At 73.2% G+C, this 16488-nt stretch carries 14 protein-coding genes; 13 read left to right on the forward strand and 1 reads right to left on the reverse strand.

Going from position 1 to position 16488, the window contains the following annotated elements; genetic code table 11:
- The first annotated feature begins 114 nt into the window (after positions 1 to 114).
- Positions 115 to 1293 carry a winged helix DNA-binding domain-containing protein gene (locus tag ACFV61_RS16740; protein ID WP_380492325.1) on the forward strand — a complete coding sequence of 393 codons (1179 nt, stop codon included), beginning with the start codon at positions 115 to 117 and terminating at the stop codon, positions 1291 to 1293.
- 82 nt (positions 1294 to 1375) lie between these two features.
- Here ACFV61_RS16740 and ACFV61_RS16745 read toward each other — a convergent pair whose 3' ends face one another.
- A complete protein-coding gene (locus ACFV61_RS16745; protein ID WP_380492327.1) occupies positions 1376 to 3754 on the reverse strand; it encodes a transglycosylase domain-containing protein in 2379 nt (792 codons plus the stop codon).
- Positions 3755 to 4038: 284 nt separating this feature from the next.
- Between ACFV61_RS16745 and ACFV61_RS16750 the strand changes: the two genes are divergently transcribed.
- From ACFV61_RS16750 to ACFV61_RS16805, 12 genes are all read left to right on the forward strand, one after another.
- Positions 4039 to 4908, forward strand: coding sequence for an ABC-2 family transporter protein (locus tag ACFV61_RS16750; protein ID WP_079135855.1), 870 nt, complete (start codon positions 4039 to 4041; stop codon positions 4906 to 4908).
- A complete protein-coding gene (locus ACFV61_RS16755; protein ID WP_380335128.1) occupies positions 4901 to 5728 on the forward strand; it encodes an ABC transporter permease in 828 nt (275 codons plus the stop codon). Before ACFV61_RS16750 ends, ACFV61_RS16755 begins: the two co-directional genes overlap by 8 nt.
- 50 nt (positions 5729 to 5778) lie before the next feature.
- Positions 5779 to 6738, forward strand: coding sequence for an ATP-binding cassette domain-containing protein (locus tag ACFV61_RS16760; RefSeq protein WP_063349230.1), 960 nt, complete (start codon positions 5779 to 5781; stop codon positions 6736 to 6738).
- 129 nt (positions 6739 to 6867) lie between these two features.
- Entirely contained in the window at positions 6868 to 8100 is a 1233-nt protein-coding gene (locus tag ACFV61_RS16765; RefSeq protein WP_380492329.1) for a glycosyltransferase family 2 protein, read from the forward strand.
- A gap of 126 nt (positions 8101 to 8226) precedes the next feature.
- Entirely contained in the window at positions 8227 to 9522 is a 1296-nt protein-coding gene (locus tag ACFV61_RS16770) for a nucleotide sugar dehydrogenase (RefSeq protein WP_380492355.1), read from the forward strand.
- A 212-nt stretch (positions 9523 to 9734) separates the two neighbouring features.
- Positions 9735 to 11030: a DUF445 domain-containing protein gene (locus tag ACFV61_RS16775; RefSeq protein ID WP_063349233.1), complete on the forward strand. Its 1296-nt coding sequence runs from the start codon at positions 9735 to 9737 to the stop codon at positions 11028 to 11030.
- Between the two features lie 64 nt (positions 11031 to 11094).
- Complete coding sequence (locus ACFV61_RS16780) at positions 11095 to 12162, forward strand: adenosine deaminase (RefSeq protein ID WP_363583724.1); 1068 nt, start codon at positions 11095 to 11097, stop codon at positions 12160 to 12162.
- A 159-nt stretch (positions 12163 to 12321) separates the two neighbouring features.
- Positions 12322 to 12897, forward strand: coding sequence for a YlcI/YnfO family protein (locus ACFV61_RS16785; protein WP_380492331.1), 576 nt, complete (start codon positions 12322 to 12324; stop codon positions 12895 to 12897).
- A 132-nt stretch (positions 12898 to 13029) separates the two neighbouring features.
- Positions 13030 to 13866 (forward strand): DUF4097 domain-containing protein, encoded by an 837-nt coding sequence (locus ACFV61_RS16790; RefSeq protein WP_380335117.1) that lies wholly within the window; start codon positions 13030 to 13032, stop codon positions 13864 to 13866.
- Positions 13866 to 14792 (forward strand): ATP-binding cassette domain-containing protein, encoded by a 927-nt coding sequence (locus ACFV61_RS16795; RefSeq protein WP_063349236.1) that lies wholly within the window; start codon positions 13866 to 13868, stop codon positions 14790 to 14792. The genes ACFV61_RS16790 and ACFV61_RS16795 overlap by 1 nt, the downstream gene beginning before the upstream one ends.
- Entirely contained in the window at positions 14789 to 15559 is a 771-nt protein-coding gene (locus tag ACFV61_RS16800) for an ABC transporter permease (RefSeq protein WP_380335114.1), read from the forward strand. The genes ACFV61_RS16795 and ACFV61_RS16800 overlap by 4 nt, the downstream gene beginning before the upstream one ends.
- A gap of 209 nt (positions 15560 to 15768) precedes the next feature.
- On the forward strand, positions 15769 to 16362 hold the full coding sequence (locus ACFV61_RS16805; RefSeq protein WP_380492332.1) for a hypothetical protein: 594 nt from the start codon (positions 15769 to 15771) through the stop codon (positions 16360 to 16362).
- Positions 16363 to 16488: the final 126 nt, after the last annotated feature.

Below are 16488 nucleotides of genomic sequence, written 5' to 3' on the forward strand. Positions count from 1 at the left end.
CCGGACAGAACAACCGGAGGACAGCCCAGCAGGGCGTCAGTCAGTGGCAGAGCCACGACCACCAGGGACCCGGTTAGAACTATCAGTGTCGGTGGTGGGCGCTAGGGTCCCGGCATGACGAGGCGTGTGCCGGTGATCGGCGAGGGTGAGCGGCGGGCCCGGGTGGGGCGGCGGCAGTTGCTGGCGCCGTCGGTGCGGGTGGCGCGGGTGGAGCAGGTGGCGGACGCGCTGGTGGGGCTGCACGCGTCGGACCCGGCGACGGTGTACCTGTCGGCGTGCGCGCGGCTGGCCGAGCCGTCGGCGGCGGAGGTGGACCGGGCGCTGTACGAGGACGTCACGCTGGTGAAGCTGCTGTCGATGCGGCGGACGCTGTTCGCGGTGACGGAGGGCTTCGCGCCGCACGTGAGTTCGTCGACGGCGCGGGCGATCGCGGCGAGGGAGCGGGCGACGCTGCTCAAGCACCTGCGGGACCACGCGGACGGCTGGGACGAGGCGCGGCTGGCCGGGGCGGAGCGCGCGGTGCTGGCCGCCGTGGCTCGGCGCGGCGAGGCGACGACGAAGGAACTCGGGGACGACGTACCGGAGTTGCGCGAGACGATGCTGATGTCGGCGGGCAAGCCGTACGAGAGCCGGCAGAGCGTGGGCAGTCGGCTGCTGCGGGTGCTGGCCGCGGACGGGCACGTGCGGCGGGGCCGTCCGCGCGGGTCGTGGCTGAGCAACGTCTATCCGTGGGCGCCGGTGCCGCAGTGGCTGGAGGCGCCGGTGCGGGAGGCGAAGGCGGAGGTGGTGCGGCGCTGGCTGGCCGGGTACGGCCCGGCGACCGTCGAGGACGTGAAGTGGTGGACGGGCTGGACGCTGGGGGACACCCGCCGGGCGCTGGCGGACGTGGGCGCCGAGGACGTGGAGCTGGCGGGCGGGGCGGCGGCGCTGGTGCTGCCGGGGGACGCCGGGCCGGTGGCGGAGCCGGAGCCGTGGGCGGCGCTCCTGCCGGCGCTGGATCCGACGGTGATGGGCTGGCGGGGGCGGGACTGGTACCTGCGGCCGGAGGACGTGCCGGCGCTGTTCGACCGGGCGGGGAACGCCGGGCCGACGGTGTGGTGGTGCGGCCGGGTGGTGGGCGGCTGGGCGCAGCGGCCGGACGGCGAGGTGGTGTGGCGGCTGTTCGGTGATGTGGGGGCGGAGGCCGGGGCGGCGATCGCGGCGGAGGCGGCGCGTCTGGCGGGCTGGCTGGGGGAGGTGCGGGTGACGCCGCGGTTCCGGTCGCCGTTGGAGCGGGAGTTGGCGGCGGGGTAGGTCACCGGCCGGCGGGGTGGTTCACCGCTCGGCGAGGTGGTTCAGCGGCCGGCGGGGCGGCGCGTCGGGCCGGTGAAGTGGCTCACTGGGCCGGCGGGGTGGCGCGCTGGGCCGGTGGTGTCGCGCTCGTCGCCGGGTTGGTGGTGGCGCCGGTGGTGCTGGGTGGCGTGGTCGGGTGGGTGGGCCGGGTCTGGGTGGGTCGGGGGGTGGGGCTGGACTGCTCCTGGGTGGTGGTGGGCTGGGGTGCCTGCGGGCTGGGCTGTTCCTGGGTGGTGGTGGGCTGCGGGGCGGGCGCGCTGGGGGCGTGGGTGGGGGCGTGGGTGGGGGTGTCGGGCACGGGGGTGCTGCTGGGGGGTTCCTCGCTGCTGCCGCCGCCGGTGGTGGGGGTGGTGGCGGTGGGGCTGGGGGTGGTGGTGGCGCTGCTGCTGCTGGGGCTGAAGTCGGGGGCGGGGGTGTCGCGGCCGGTCTGGAGGTCGAACTGCTGGGTGGTGGTGCCGTCGAGGGCGGCGCTCATGTAGGCGGTCCAGATCCGGGTGGGGAAGGTGCCGCCGTTGATCCGGGCGAGTCCGGCGGTGCCGGCCAGTGGTTCCTTGGCGTGGGTCTTCGGGTTCTCGCGGAACAGGCCGACGGTGGTGGCGAGTTCGGGGGTGTAGCCGGCGAACCAGGCGGAGAGGTTGGAGTCGGTGGTGCCGGTCTTGCCGGCGGCGGGGCGGCCGAGGTCGAGGGCGGCGGCGCCGGTGCCGCGGGGGCCGATGACGTCGCGCAGGACGTCGGTGACGGTGTCGGCGTAGGGCCGGTCGATGGCGTCGACGGGGGTGTGGTCGGGCATCTTGGGGGCGTCGACGGCGCCGCCGGTGTGGACGCGTGCGAGTTTGAGGACGGACCAGGGGGCGTTCGCCTGGCCGTGGTTGGCGAGGGTGGCGTAGGCGCCGGCCAGGTCGAGGGCGCTGGGGGTGGCGGTGCCGAGGGTCATCGAGGTGTTGGCCGGGTCCATGCCGCGGACGCTGTCGGGGATGCCGAGTTTGACGGCGGTGTCGCGGACGCGGGCGAGGCCGGCGTCGACGCCCTCCTGCGCGTACACGGAGTTGACGGACTTCACCATGGCGTAGCGCAGGGTGATGTTGCCGTAGTCGACGTCGTCCTCGTTGGGCGGCGCGTAGGGGGTGGGGCCGCCGGTGACGGGGCGTTCGCTGGTGCCGTCGTAGCGGGTGTCGGGGGTGATCGGCCGGCCGTCGAGGGTGTGCTGGGCGATGAGGCCGGCGGCGAGGTCGACGGGTTTGAAGGTGGAGCCGATCTGGTTGTCCTGGCGCAGGGCGTCGTTGTAGGGCTGTTTGGCGTAGTCGGGGCCGCCGTAGACGGCGACGACGCGGCCGGTGGCGGCTTCGACGGAGGCGCCGGCGACCCGGACGTCGGTGTCGGTGGCGGGGCGGCGCTGGGGGTCGAGTTCGTCGGTGAGTTCGTCCTGGACGGCCTTGTGGAAGGCGTCCTGCTTGGGCTTGTCGAAGGTGGTGGTGATGCGCCAGCCGCCGGCCTTGAGGGTGGCGGTGTCGATGATGCCGGCGGAGACGAGGTAGTCGTCGGCGACGCCGACGAGGTAGCCGGCCTGGCCGGAGAGGCCGGTGGCGGGCTGGGGGTCGATCGGTTCGGGGAAGGTGGTGGCGGTGCGTTCGGCGTCGGTGAGGAAGCCGAGTTGGACCATGCCGTCGAGGGTGTAGTGCCAGCGGGCGATGGCCTTCTCGCGGTTGGCGGGGGTGGCGGTCTTGACGTCGTAGCTGCTGGGGGCCTGGAGGAGGGAGGCGAGGTAGGCGCCCTGGGCGAGGGTGAGTGCGGAGACGTCGACGCCGTAGTAGGCGTGGGCGGCGCTCTGGATGCCGTAGGCGCCGCGGCCGAAGTAGCTGCTGTTGAGGTAGCCGGCGAGGATCTCGGGCTTGTCGCGTTGCTGGTCGACCTTGAGGGCGATGAAGAGTTCGCGGCCCTTGCGTTCGATGGTCTTGTCCTGCGTCAGGTAGTAGTTCTTGACGTACTGCTGGGTGATGGTGGAGCCGCCTTGGGTGCCCTTGCCGGTGAGGGTGTTCCAGCCGGCCCGGAGCATGCCTTTGAGGTCGATGCCGCGGTTGCGGTAGAAGGTGCGGTCCTCGGCGGAGACGACGGCGTGCTGGGTTTGCGGGGGGATCTGGTCGATGGTGACGTCGGTGCGGTTGACGGCGCCGGTGCGGGCGATCTCGGTGGTGTCGTCGGCGTAGAGGTAGATGTTGTTCTGGGCGACGGCGTGGGCGTTGGGGTCGGGCACCGGGACGATGACGTAGAGCACGGCGAAGGCGCCGGCGGTGAGCAGGAGCGCGGCGGTGAGGGCGCCGAGCGTGATGCGCCAGGTGGGCAGGAGCCGGCGCCAGCGGGGGAGGGCTCGGCGGGCCGCGCGGCGGGCGGCTCGTTTGGCCTGGCGTCGGGTGCTCAAGGTCATGCCGCGATTATGTGCTATTTGATGGCCGATCAGGGGGTGGTCGGGGGGTTGGCGTGCTCGGGGAAATCGGGTGCGGCGGCTGGTCCTCGGCGCTACGGTGAAAGGTGCAAACCAGGTAGCGCCTCACGTGGCGCACTCGCATAGCGCACCCGCACAGCGCACCCAGTTCCGTCAGCTCCGCGCGTTCGGCCCGGTACCCCCGGGTTCGGCCGGTCGGAGCCGCTGGGGTGTGCGCGGACGTCGGCGGGCATCCGTCTGCCCGTATTTGTCGACAAGGAGACAATATGCTGAATCTCGCACCCGCGGAGACGCGGACCGCACGCCCTCCTGATCCCACCGGACCCCTGCCCGTCCTCGGGCTCTACGCGGCCGTCGCCCGCGGCGCCTTCCGCCGCTACTCCACCTACCGGGCCGCCACCCTGGCCGGCACCTTCACCAACACCGTCTTCGGCATCATCCTGGCCTCCTCCTTCCTCGCCCTCTGGCAGGCCCGCCCCAGCCTCGGCGGCTACGACCAGAGCCAGGCCGTCACCTACATCTGGGTCAGCCAGGCCCTGCTGGTCACCGTCGCGGTGTGGGGCGGCGGCTTCCAGGACGACCTCCAGGACCGCTTCCGCAGCGGGGACATCGCCGTCGACCTCTACCGCCCGGTCGACTTCCAGGGCTGGTGGCTGGCCACCGACCTCGGCCGGGCCGCCTTCCAACTGCTGGTCCGCGGCACCGTGCCGCTGCTGGTCGGCGCCCTGGTGTTCCGCACCCGGATGCCCGAGCAGCCGCTGACCTGGGCGGTCTTCCTGCTCTCGGTGCTGCTCGCGCTGGTGGTCAGCTTCGGGCTGCGCTTCCTGGCCTCGATCACCGGCTTCTGGCTGCACGACTCGGACGGGGTGCGCTCGGTGATGCTGGTGGTCTCGATGTTCTTCTCCGGGATGCTGCTGCCGATCGTGCTCTTCCCCGGCCTGCTCGGCGACCTCGCCGCGGTGCTGCCCTGGGCGGCGCTGGTGAAGGTGCCGACCGACGTCTTCCTGGAGCGCTCGACCGGCGCCGGCCTGCTCGGCGCGCTCGGCTTCCAGCTCGCCTGGGCCGTCGCCCTGCTCGCCGCGGGCCGGGGCGCCCAGTGGCTGGCGACCCGCAAGGTGGTGGTGCAGGGTGGCTGAGCCGATCGTGCCCCGCACCGCGTGGGCGGTCCGCTCCTGGTGGCTGTGCGCCCGGATGTGGATGCGCTCGATGATGGCCTACCGGGCCTCCTTCGCCCTGAACCTGGTGGCCAGCCTGGCCACGCACTCGCTGGACTTCGTCGTCCTGGTGCTGATGTTCCGGCACACCGACCAGCTGGGCGGCTGGCGCCTGCCGGAGATCGCGTTCCTCTACGGCACCGCGACCTTCGCCCTCGGCGTGGCCAACCTGCTGGTCGGCTCGGTCGAGGGCCTCGGCGTGCGGATCGTCAACGGATCGCTGGACACCATGCTGATCCGGCCGGCGCCCGCGCTCGCCCAACTGTGCGCCGAACGCTTCTCGCTGCGCCGGCTCGGCCGCCCAATCCAGGCCCTGGCCGTGCTCGCCTGGTCACTGGCCACCCTGGACGTGCACTGGACCTGGGACCGCGTGCTGCTGGTGCCCGCCCTGCTGGTCTGCGGCAGCGTCATCTTCGGCGCGATCTACGTCGGCGGCGCGACCGTGCAGTTCTGGTGGGGCGAGTCCAAGGAGATCCAGAACTCCTTCACCTACGGCGGCGCGACCCTGCTGCACTACCCGCCGACCATCTTCGCCAAGGAACTGGTGGCCGGCGTGGTCTTCGGCGTCCCGCTGGCCTTCGTCAACTGGCTGCCCGCCCTGCACATCCTCGGCCGGCCCGACCCGCTCGGCCTGCCCACCGCCTTCCAGTACGCCTCCCCGCTCGCCGCCGCGCTCTGCGTCGCCGCCGCCGGGCTCGCCTGGCGGGCCGGACTGCGCGCCTACCGCGGCACCGGCAGCTGAACCTACCGGGGCACCGGTAGCTGAACCCCCCTCCTACGCAAGGAACCCCCATGGCACTGATCGAACTCGAGGACGTCCGCCGCACCTTCACCGTGCGGGCCCGCACCGGCCGCTTCAGCCGGGTCAAGCGCGAGGTGCGCGCGGTGGACGGGCTGAGCTTCACCGTCGAGGCCGGCGAGTGCGTCGGCTACATCGGCCCCAACGGCGCCGGCAAGTCCACCACCATCAAGATGCTCACCGGCATCCTCGTGCCCAGCGGCGGGCGGCTGCGCGTCGCCGGAGTGGACCCGGCCCGCGAACGCGTCGCGCTGGCCCGCCGGATCGGCGTCGTCTTCGGCCAGCGCACCACGCTCTGGTGGGACCTCCCGCTGTGCGACTCCTTCGAACTCGCCCGCCGGATCTACCGCATCCCCGACCGCCGATATCGCGAGAACCTCGCCCGCTGCGTCGAACTGCTCGACCTGGAAGGGCTGCTGGACACCCCCGTCCGCCAGCTCTCGCTCGGCCAGCGGATGCGCGGCGACCTCGCGGCGGCGCTGCTGCACGACCCGCAGGTGCTCTACCTGGACGAGCCGACCATCGGCCTGGACGTGGTCAGCAAGGGGAAGGTGCGCGAGTTCCTGCGCGAGGTGAACCGGGACCGGGGCACCACCGTGCTGCTCACCACGCACGACCTGACCGACATCGAGCAGCTCTGCGGCCGGGTGATGGTGATCGACCACGGCCGGGTCGTCTACGACGGCGGGCTGGACGGCCTGCACGCCACCGGGCGCAGCGAGCGCACCCTGGTGGTCGACCTGGCCGAGGCCCGGCCCGCGATCGAGGTGGCCGGCGCCCGGGTGGTGAAGGTCGAGGGGCCCCGGCAGTGGCTGGCCTTCCCGGCGCAGCAGAGCGCCGCGCCGATCGTGGCGGCGGTGGCCGCGCGCTATCCGCTGGTGGACCTGTCGGTGCGCGAGCCGGCGATCGAGGACGTGATCGCGCGGATGTACACGGAGGTGGCGATCGGCTGACCCTCCCGAACGCTGAACGTGTGTCCGGTCGCTGTCACCCGTCCGGGGAGGGCACGTGACTCCCCGGCGGGCAGCCGAGTTGACGTTGCATCGCTCGGCGAACAGCACACCGGAGGGCAGCGCTTCTCGATGACCGGACCCGATGTGACCGTGGTGGTCGCGGTCTACAACACCATGCCCTACCTCACCACCTGCCTGGACTCGCTGGTCGGGCAGACCCTGGCGCCCGGGCGGCTGGAGGTGGTGGTCGTCGACGACGGCTCCACGGACGGCGGCGAGGCCGTCCTGGACGACTACGCCGCCCGCCACCCAGGGCTGTTCCGGGTGGTGCACCAGCCCAACTCGGGCGGCCCGGCGGCCCCCACCAACCGGGGCCTGGCGCTGGCCCGCGGCCGCTACGTGCTGTTCCTCGGCGCGGACGACTGGCTCGGCGCCGAGGCGCTGGAGCGGCTGGTCACGGCGGCCGACGCCTGGGGTTCGGACGTGCTGGTGCCCAAGCAGGTCGGGGTGAACGGGCGGCTGGTGCCGCAGGGGATCTTCCACGCCAACGCCGAGTCCGTCGGCTTCACCGACTCGGCGCTGGCCTGGGCGCTGTCCGACACCAAGCTGTTCCGGATGGACCTCGTCCGGCGCCACGGGCTGCGCCGCGACGAGGAGTTGAAGGTCTTCTCGGACCAGCCGTTCACCCTGGAGGCCTGCCTGCGGGCCGGCCGGGTGTCCGTCCTCGCCGACTACGACTGCTACTTCCTGGTGCTGCGCCAGGACTTGGGCAACGTCACCCAGCGGGCCGGGGTGCTGGACCGGCTGCGCGGGATCGCGGCGTTGCAGCAGGTCGCCGCCGATCTGGCCGCGCCCGGCGGGGAGTTGGACGCGATCCGGGCCCGCAGTTTCGCGTGGGACGTGCCGCGGCTGCTCCAGGACGACTTCCTGCTGCTCGACGACGCCGTGCAGGAACAGGTCTGCGCCGAGGTCGGCCGGCTGATCGAGCGCTTCGACGCCCGCGCGGTCTACCAGCGGCTGCCCGTCGCCGAGCGGCTGCGGCTCGAACTCGCCGCCGCCGTCCGGCCGGAGGCGCTGCGGGACCTGATCCGGTACGAGGCCGCGCACGGCGACCCGCCGGTGGTCGTCGACGGGCGGCGGCACTACGCGGGCTACCCGGCGTTCCGGGATGCCCGGCTGGGCCTGCCGGACGAGCTGTTCCTGCTGGGCGAGGAGCCGGTGCGGCTGCCGGTGGAGGTCCCGTCGCTCAACCTGGCCCAGCAGGTGTGGCGCGGCGCCGTGCCGGCCCAGCTGCGGCGCGGGCTGCGGCGCTACCCGGTGTGGCGCCGGCTCGCCAACACGGTGAACGGGGGCCGGGGGTGAGCGGGGGGCCCGGAGGCCGGGGACCCCGGAGGCCGGGCGCCCCGGAGGAGAGGGGACGCGGGGATGAGCAGGGTGCGGGGATGAACGGGACGCGAGGATGAGCGGGGTGCGGGGATGAGCGGGGCGATGGACGTCTGCGTGGTCGGGCTGGGCAAGCTGGGCCTGCCGCTGGCCGTGCAGTTCGCGTTGAAGGGGCACCGGGTGACGGGGGCGGACATCGCCCCCGGGGTCGTCCGCAGCGTCAACCAGGGCGTGCCGCCGTTCCCCCGGGAGGCGGGTTTGGACGAGGCGCTGAAGCGGGTGGTCGTCGAAGGGCGGCTGCGGGCCACCACCGACACCACGGCCGCCGTCGCCGCCGCCGAGGCCGTGGTGCTGGTCGTCCCGCTGGTCACCGCCGCCGACGGCACCCCGGACTTCGGCCTGCTCGACGCGGCCACCGACGCCGTCGCCGCCGGGCTGCGCCGGGGCACCCTGGTCAGCTACGAGACCACCCTGCCGGTCGGCGTCACCCGGGGCCGCTGGGCGCCCCGGCTGGCGGCCGGCTCCGGGCTGGCCGCCGGGGCGGACTTCGCGCTGGTGTTCAGCCCGGAGCGGGTCCGCACCGGGCGGGTCTTCGCCGACCTGCGGCGCTACCCCAAGCTGGTCGGCGGCGTGGACGCCGCCTCGACCCGGCGCGGCGCCGAGTTCTACCGGGCCGCGCTGGACTTCGACCCGCGCCCCGACCTGCCCCGGCCCAACGGCGTCTGGGAGCTGGCCTCGGTGGAGGCGGCGGAGTTCGCCAAGCTCGCCGAGACCACCTACCGGGACGTCAACATCGCGCTCGCCAACCAGTTCGCCCGGTACGCCGACCGGGTCGGGGTGGACTTCGCGGAGATCGCCGACGCGTGCAACTCGCAGCCGTACAGCCACCTGCACCGGCCCGGCATCGCGGTCGGCGGGCACTGCATCCCGGTGTACCCGCGGCTGTACCTGTGGAACGACCCGGGTGCGACGGTCGTGCGGGCCGCCCGGGAGGCCAACCTGGAGATGCCCGGGTACGCGGTCGGGGTGCTGGACGGCGCGCTGGCGGGCGGGATCGCCGGGCAGGGCGTGCTGGTGCTCGGGGCGGCGTACCGAGGCGGGGTCAAGGAGACGGCGTACTCGGGGGTGTTCCCGCTGGTCGAGGCGGTGCGGGCGGCGGGGGCGCGGCCGTACGTCAGCGATCCGCTGTACCGGGGCGGGGAACTGGCGGCGCTCGGGCTGCCTCCGTACGAGGGGGAGCCGGTGGTGGCGGCGGTGCTCCAGGCGGACCACCCGGAGTACCGGGGGCTGGCGCCGGAGGACCTGCCGGGGGTGCGGGTGCTGCTGGACGGGCGGCGGTGCACGGATCCGGCGGCGTGGGCGGTCGAGGGGGTGCGGCGGATCGTGCTGGGCGGGGCCTGAGGGGCTGCGGTTCACGGCCCGAGGACGCGTGGTGCGGGGCGTGCGGGGCGTGCGGCTCGCCGCGTCGGCGGGCACGGCGTACCGCACGCGGCGTGAGTGGGCGGGCACAGGGCGTGCGCCTGGCTGTGCGCGAGGCGTGCCCGGGCGCGCAACCAGGCGCGTGATCGCGGGGCGCGCTCTCACCCGCGCCGGGCAGCGGGCAGACTGGCGGGGTGAGTGACGAAGCCTTCAGCGGTACGGGCCCCGGGGTCCGGTTCACCGCCGCCGACGAGCAGAAGAGACATGGCGTCCGCCGGATGAAGACCATCGCGACCGGCCTGCTGGCCTTCGCGAGCCTGGTCTTCGCCCTCGCCACCTGGGCCAAGGCGGCCGGCGCCGGCTCCTGGGCCGGGTACGTGGCGGCGGCCGCCGAGGCGGGCATGGTCGGCGCGCTGGCCGACTGGTTCGCCGTGACGGCGCTGTTCCGCCGCCCGTTGGGCCTGCCGATCCCGCACACCGCGATCATCCCGACCAAGAAGGACGCCTTCGGGCGCTCGCTCGGCGACTTCGTCGGCGACAACTTCCTCTCCGGTCACGTGGTGCGCGGCCGCCTCGCGTCGCTGGGCATCGCCCGGCGGCTGGGGGAGTGGCTGGCCGCGCCGGGCAGCGCCGAGCGGGTCACCAAGGAGGCCTCGGCGGCGCTGCGCGGGGTGCTCGCGGTGCTCCGGGACGACGACGTGCAGGCGGTCGTCGCCGAGGCGGTGACCAGGCGGGCGGCGGCCACCTCGGTGGCCGAGCCGATGGGCCGGATGCTGGGCAAGGTGGTCGCGGACGGCGGGCACCACGGCGTGGTCGACCTGGTGGCCGTCAGGGCGCACGGCTGGCTGACGGCCAACCACGAGGAGGTGGTCCAGCGGGTCACCCAGAAGACCCCGGGCTGGACGCCCAAGTTCCTCGACAACCAGGTCGGCGAGCGGGTCTACAAGGAGCTGATGCGGTTCGTCACCGACATCCGGGACGACCCGGACCACCCGGCCCGCGGCGCCATCGACAACTTCCTCGCCGACTTCGCGACCGAACTGCAGACCGACCCGGAGACCATCGCCCGGGTGGAGCGGGCCAAGGTGGAACTGCTGGCCCGGCCCGAGGTGCAGGACCTGATCGCCTCCACCTGGGCAGCCGTCCGCACCCTGGTGGTGAACGCGGCCGAGGACGAGGACAGCGAACTGCGCCGGCGCATCCGCGAGGGCGTGAGCAGCTTCGGCGCGCGCCTGGCCACCGACGCCAAGCTCCAGGCCAAGGTGGACGGCTGGCTGCAGGACGCCGCCCAGTACCTGGTCGACACCTACCGCGCCGAGATCACCTCGCTGATCTCCGAGACGGTGGCGGGCTGGGACGCCGACGACGCCTCCCGCAAGATCGAGGCCAACGTGGGCCGCGACCTGCAGTTCATCCGGATCAACGGCACCGTGGTCGGCGCCATGGCCGGGCTGCTCATCCACACCGTCGCGACCGCCCTCGGAGGCTGACCCCGGGGCGGCCTATCCTTGCCAGCACCTGTCGGTACGCGCGTAGAGGAAGTAGGGAACCACCGTGGTCCAGCCGGACGGAAGTCGGATCGGAAACCCCAGTGGCCAGGGGGGCATCGAGGCGTTCATCGCCGGGATGCCCAAGGCGGAGCTGCACGTCCACCACGTGGGCTCGGCCTCGCCGCGCGTCGTCGCCGAGCTGGCGGCCCGCCACCGCGGCCGCTCGAAGGTGCCGGTCGACCCGGCGGCGCTCGCCGAGTACTTCACCTTCACCGACTTCGCGCACTTCATCGACGTCTACCTGAGCGTCGTGGACCTGATCCGCGACGCCGAGGACGTCCGCGCGCTCACCTACGGCGTGGCCGAGGACATGGCGCGCCAGAACATCCGGTACGCCGAACTGACCATCACCCCGTACTCCTCGGTCAAGCGGGGCATCCCGGACGTCGCCTTCATGGAGGCGATCGAGGACGCCCGGCTGCGCGCCGAGAAGGAGCTCGGGGTCGTACTGCGCTGGTGCTTCGACATCCCCGGCGAGGCCGGCCTGGAGGCCGCCGAGGAGACCGCCCGGCTCGCCGTCGACCTGGCCCCCGAGGGCCTGGTCAGCTTCGGCCTCGGCGGCCCGGAGATCGGCGTGCCGCGCCCGCAGTTCAAGCCCTACTTCGACCGGGCGCGGGCGGCCGGCCTGCGCAGCGTCCCGCACGCGGGCGAGACCACCGGGCCGGAGACGGTCTGGGACGCGATCCGGGTGCTCGGCGCCGAGCGCATCGGGCACGGCACGCAGTCGGTGAAGGACCCGGCGCTGCTGGACCACCTGGGCGAGCACCGGATCCCGCTGGAGGTCTGCCCGACCTCCAACATCGCCACCCGGGCGGTGGAGCGGATCGAGGAGCACCCGATCAAGCGGATGGTGGACGCCGGGCTGCTGGTCACCATCAACAGCGACGACCCGCCGATGTTCGGCACCGACCTCAACACCGAGTACGCCGTCGCGGCGCGGCTGCTGGGCCTGGACGAGTCCGGGGTGGCGGCGCTGGCGCGCAATGCGGTCGAGGCGTCCTTCCTGGACGTGGCGGGCAAGGCGCGGCTGGCGGGCGAGATCGACGCGTACCTGGCGGGCTGGAAGGCCTGATTCCCGGCGTCCGCCCTGGTGGACGCCCTGTGAAGTGCCCCGTGAACCGCCCCGCCAGCAGCTGCCGGCGGGGCGGTTTTCTGTCCCCATTCGGACATGGTGCCAAAGTGGCGCCATTAATGGCTCGACATGGCACCACTGCTGTGCCATGCTGAAGCCATGGACCTCACGCCGTACGTCGAAAACCTTCGGAACGAGCTCGCGGTGGCCGCGGGCACGGGCGGGGACGAAGCCCGCGCGCTGGCCGAGCGGCTGACGCTGCCGCTGGATTCGGCCGTGCGGCTCACCCTGCTCAACGCGCTCTCGGCCGCGATGGGCGAAGTGACCCGCGAGCTCGCCCCCGGCTCGGTGGACGTGCGGCTGCGCGGGCTCGATCCCGAGTTCGTGGTCACCGTACCGCCCGGCACCGACGCCTTCCACGGTGATGTGCCGCCCGTGGTGCCACCGATGGCGCCGATGGTGGCATCGGTGGTGCCAGTGGCGCCGCCAGTGGTGCCGGAGTCGGACGAGACGGGCACCGCCCGGATCAACCTGCGCCTGCCCGCCCACCTCAAGGCCCGGGCGGAGGAGGCCGCCGGGCAGGAGGGCCTCTCCCTCAACGCCTGGCTGGTCCGGGCCGTCGCCGGCGCGCTGGAGGCCGGCGAGCCGGCCGCCCGCCCGGCCGCCACACCGGCCCCCCAGCCGACGGTCCGCCCGCGCCGCGGCGGCCAGGGCTTCACCGGCTGGGTCCACTGACGCTTCCGCCCGCTCCATCCGCTCCGCCTGCCAGACCCGCTCCATCCGCTCCATCCGCGCTCCATCCGCAACGACGTCACCCCCGCTCCGACCAGCGGGAACACCCATCAGAGTCAAGAGGACGGGACAGCCATGCCTACGTACGAGACCGACGGACCGATCTCCGCCACCCTCGAATTCGAGATCGGCTCGGTGCGGATCAGCGCGAGCAAGCGCACCGACACCGTGGTCGAGGTCAAGCCCGCCAACCCCGCCGAGGAGGCGGACGTCAAGGCCGCCCAGCAGACCCAGGTCGACTACGCCGGCGGCCGGTTCACCCTCAAGGGCCCGAAGAAGCGCTCGCCGTTCGGCCGGATCGGCTCGATCGACATCCTGATCGAGCTGCCGGCGGGCTCCGAGGTCAACGCCGACGCCCCGATGGCCACCTTCGTCGCCGAGGGCCCGCTCGGCGACTGCCGGCTGAAGACCTCGCTCGGCCGGATCCAGGTCGAGCAGGCCGCGAGCGCGCGGCTCAAGACCGACCACGGGGAGGTCCGGGTGGACTCGGTCGACGGGGACGCGGAGGTCTCCGGGCTCGGCCGGGTCGCGGTCGGCACGGTCGGGGGCACGCTGACGGTCAAGAACAGCAACGGCGACACGGAGGTCCGTGAGGTCCACGGGGCGCTCAAGGCCAGTTCCTCCTTCGGCCGGATCGAGGTCGGCACCGCCCACGCGGGGGTGGACGCCAAGACGGCGCACGGCCCGATTCGGATCGGCCGGGTGGTGCGCGGCCAGATCACCATGCAGACCTCCCTGGGTGACTTGGAGGTCGGCATCGCGGAGGGCACGGCCGCCTGGCTCGACGTGCACAGCAAGGTCGGCACCGTGCGCAACGCCCTCGGTGCGACGCAGGGCCCGGGCGACGCCCGGGAGACCGTCGAGGTCCGCGGCCGCACCCAGCTCGGCGACGTCGTGATCCGGAGGGCGTGATGGCGGCGATCTCGGCAGTCGGACTGACCAAGTCCTACGGCGACAAGGCCGTGCTGAACGGCATCGACCTGGAGATCCCGGCGGGCAGCGTGTTCGCCCTGCTCGGGCCGAACGGCGCCGGCAAGACCACCACCGTGCAGATCCTCTCCACCCTGATCCCGGCCGACGGCGGGGTGGCCCGGGTGGCCGGGCACGACGTGGTCGAGCAGGCCTCCGGGGTGCGGGCGGCGATCGGTGTCACCGGCCAGTTCTCGGCGGTGGACAACCTGCTCACCGCCGAGGAGAACCTGCTGCTGATGGCGGACCTCAACCATCTCCCCCGTCGGGAGGGGCGGAGGCGGGCCGAGGATCTGCTGCGGCGGTTCGACCTCACGGAGGCGGCGCGCAAGCCGGTCGTCACCTTCTCCGGCGGCATGCGGCGCAAGCTCGACCTGGCGATGACGCTGGTCGGCGATCCGCGGGTGATCTTCCTCGACGAGCCGACCACCGGGCTGGACCCGCGCAGTCGGCGGACGATGTGGGAGATCATCCGGGGGCTGGTCGCCGACCATGGGGTGACGATCTTCCTCACCACCCAGTACCTGGAGGAGGCCGACGAACTCGCCGACCGGATCGCCGTCCTGGACGGCGGGCGGATCGTCGCCGAGGGCACGGCGGACGAGCTGAAGCGGATCGTCCCCGGCGGGCGGATCCGGCTCCAGTTCGCGGACGCGGCCCAACTGGGGGCTGCCGCCGGACTGTTCGACTACGCGGTGGTCGACACCGAGGCGCTGCGGCTGGACATCCCGGGGGACAACTCCGTGGTCACCGTGAAGGCGGTGCTGGACGCGCTCGACAACGCCTCGGTCCGGGCCGAGTCGCTGGTCGTGGAGACGGCCGATCTGGACGACGTGTTCCTCACGCTGACGGGAGAGGGCGTCCGATGAGCGCTTCGGTGAGCTACGCGGTCAGTGACTCGCTGACCATGCTGCGGCGCAACCTCAAGCACGCGCTGCGGTACCCGTCCCTGACCTTCGCAGTCGTGATCATGCCGGTGATGATGCTGCTGCTGTTCAACTACGCCTATGGCGGCGCGCTCGGCGCGGGCATCGGCGGCGGCAGCTACATCGACTACGTGACGCCCGGCATCCTGCTGATGGCGGCGGCCTCGGGGTCGCTGGTCACGGCGATCGGGGTCTGCGTCGACATGACGGAAGGCATCGTCAACCGCTTCCGCACGATGGCGATCTCGCGCTCGGCCTTCCTGGCCGGGCACGTGGTCGGCAGCGTGATACAGACCATGCTCGGCCTGGTCCTGGTGGTCGGCGCGGCCCTCGCGATGGGCTTCCGGCCCAACGCCGGGCTGGTGGAATGGCTGGCGGCCGTCGGGCTGCTGCTGTTCGTCACCATCGCGCTGACCTGGATATCGGCGGGCATCGGGCTGGTTGCCAAGACGGTGGAGAGCGCCAGCAACCTGCCGATGCCGATACAGTTCCTGCCCTTCATCGGGAGCGCGATCGTCCCACCCGACTCGATGCCGACCGCCCTGCGGTGGTTCGCCGAGTACCAGCCGTTCACGCCGATCATCGAGACCCTGCGGGGGCTGCTGATGGGCACCCCGATCGGCAACAGCGCCTGGAGCGCGCTGGCGTGGTGCACCGGGCTGACGCTGATCGGCTACTTCTGGTCGAGGAGCGTCTTCTACCGGCGGTGACGGGGGTACGGCCGGTAGCGGGAGGCCCGGGAGGACAGCGATGTCCGCCCGGGCCTCTCGGCGTCGTGGCCGGTACCGCGTCGTGGCCGGTCCTGAGTCGTGGCCGGTAGTGGTGGACGCCCCGGGCCTGGGCCGGAGCCGACCGGAGCCTCAACCGCCGGACATCCGGTAGTAAAGTCCGGGCAAAGGCTCACCCTGGGGAGGGGCGCATGACGGCGGCACGTCGCAAGCGGATCGTGTGGTGGCTCAGAGGTGTGGCGCTGACGGCGCTCCTGGTCTATCTGCCGGGCTATCAGGCCTCGTTCTCAGGTGGGCTGGTGGAGGTCGAGCGCTGGCTCAACCACCCGCTGCCGCTGCTCGGAGCCACCGTCGTGCTGGCCGTGGTCTCGCTGGTGATCCAGTTCGAGTTCCGCACCTGGTGGTCGCAGGTCGGCTGCGCGGCCGCCCTGGTGTCGCTCGTCTTCCTCGGGGGGTTGGCCGTGCTCCTGTCGCTGCTGCTCGACCGCGACGGGCAGCCCGTCAGCCGGAAGAGCCACCCGGAGCGCCCGGACCGCGTGCTGACCGTGACCGACGTCGCCTTCTCGATCGACCCGATCTACCGGGTCGAGCTGTTGACCGGCAGCGGCTGGTCCGCCCGGCACTGGGAACTGGGCGAATGGGACATCCGTGGCGGCGAGTTCGGCAGGGTCGACTGGTCCGGGCCGGACCGGATCGCGGTGACCGGGGTGAAGGGGACCGAGACCGTGGTGTTCACCCTCGACCCGGACGGCCGGCCGAGCCGGCAGGGCCCGACGCCCCGGTAGAGCTGGGGGGAGGCGGTAGGGCCGCCGCCGGCGGGGGGGGCCCCCGCGGGGCCCCCCCCCCGCGGCGGCACGCACGGCGGTGCCCATCCGGCCCGTCGCGCCACGCCGGTACGGGCGCGACCGAAG

The sequence above is a fragment of the Kitasatospora sp. NPDC059817 genome, from assembly GCF_042731835.1.
Classification (GTDB): domain Bacteria; phylum Actinomycetota; class Actinomycetes; order Streptomycetales; family Streptomycetaceae; genus Kitasatospora.

Excerpts from the sequence above, each read along its gene's own strand:
- ACFV61_RS16740 (WP_380492325.1), top strand. The coding sequence starts at position 115 with ATGACGAGGCGTGTGCCGGTGATCGGCGAGGGTGAGCGGCGGGCCCGG.
- ACFV61_RS16745 (WP_380492327.1), bottom strand. The coding sequence starts at position 3,754 with ATGACCTTGAGCACCCGACGCCAGGCCAAACGAGCCGCCCGCCGCGCG.
- ACFV61_RS16750 (WP_079135855.1), top strand. The coding sequence starts at position 4,039 with ATGCTGAATCTCGCACCCGCGGAGACGCGGACCGCACGCCCTCCTGAT.
- ACFV61_RS16760 (WP_063349230.1), top strand. The coding sequence starts at position 5,779 with ATGGCACTGATCGAACTCGAGGACGTCCGCCGCACCTTCACCGTGCGG.
- ACFV61_RS16765 (WP_380492329.1), top strand. The coding sequence starts at position 6,868 with ATGACCGGACCCGATGTGACCGTGGTGGTCGCGGTCTACAACACCATG.
- ACFV61_RS16770 (WP_380492355.1), top strand. The coding sequence starts at position 8,227 with ATGGACGTCTGCGTGGTCGGGCTGGGCAAGCTGGGCCTGCCGCTGGCC.
- ACFV61_RS16785 (WP_380492331.1), top strand. The coding sequence starts at position 12,322 with ATGGACCTCACGCCGTACGTCGAAAACCTTCGGAACGAGCTCGCGGTG.
- ACFV61_RS16790 (WP_380335117.1), top strand. The coding sequence starts at position 13,030 with ATGCCTACGTACGAGACCGACGGACCGATCTCCGCCACCCTCGAATTC.
- ACFV61_RS16795 (WP_063349236.1), top strand. The coding sequence starts at position 13,866 with ATGGCGGCGATCTCGGCAGTCGGACTGACCAAGTCCTACGGCGACAAG.
- ACFV61_RS16800 (WP_380335114.1), top strand. The coding sequence starts at position 14,789 with ATGAGCGCTTCGGTGAGCTACGCGGTCAGTGACTCGCTGACCATGCTG.
- ACFV61_RS16805 (WP_380492332.1), top strand. The coding sequence starts at position 15,769 with ATGACGGCGGCACGTCGCAAGCGGATCGTGTGGTGGCTCAGAGGTGTG.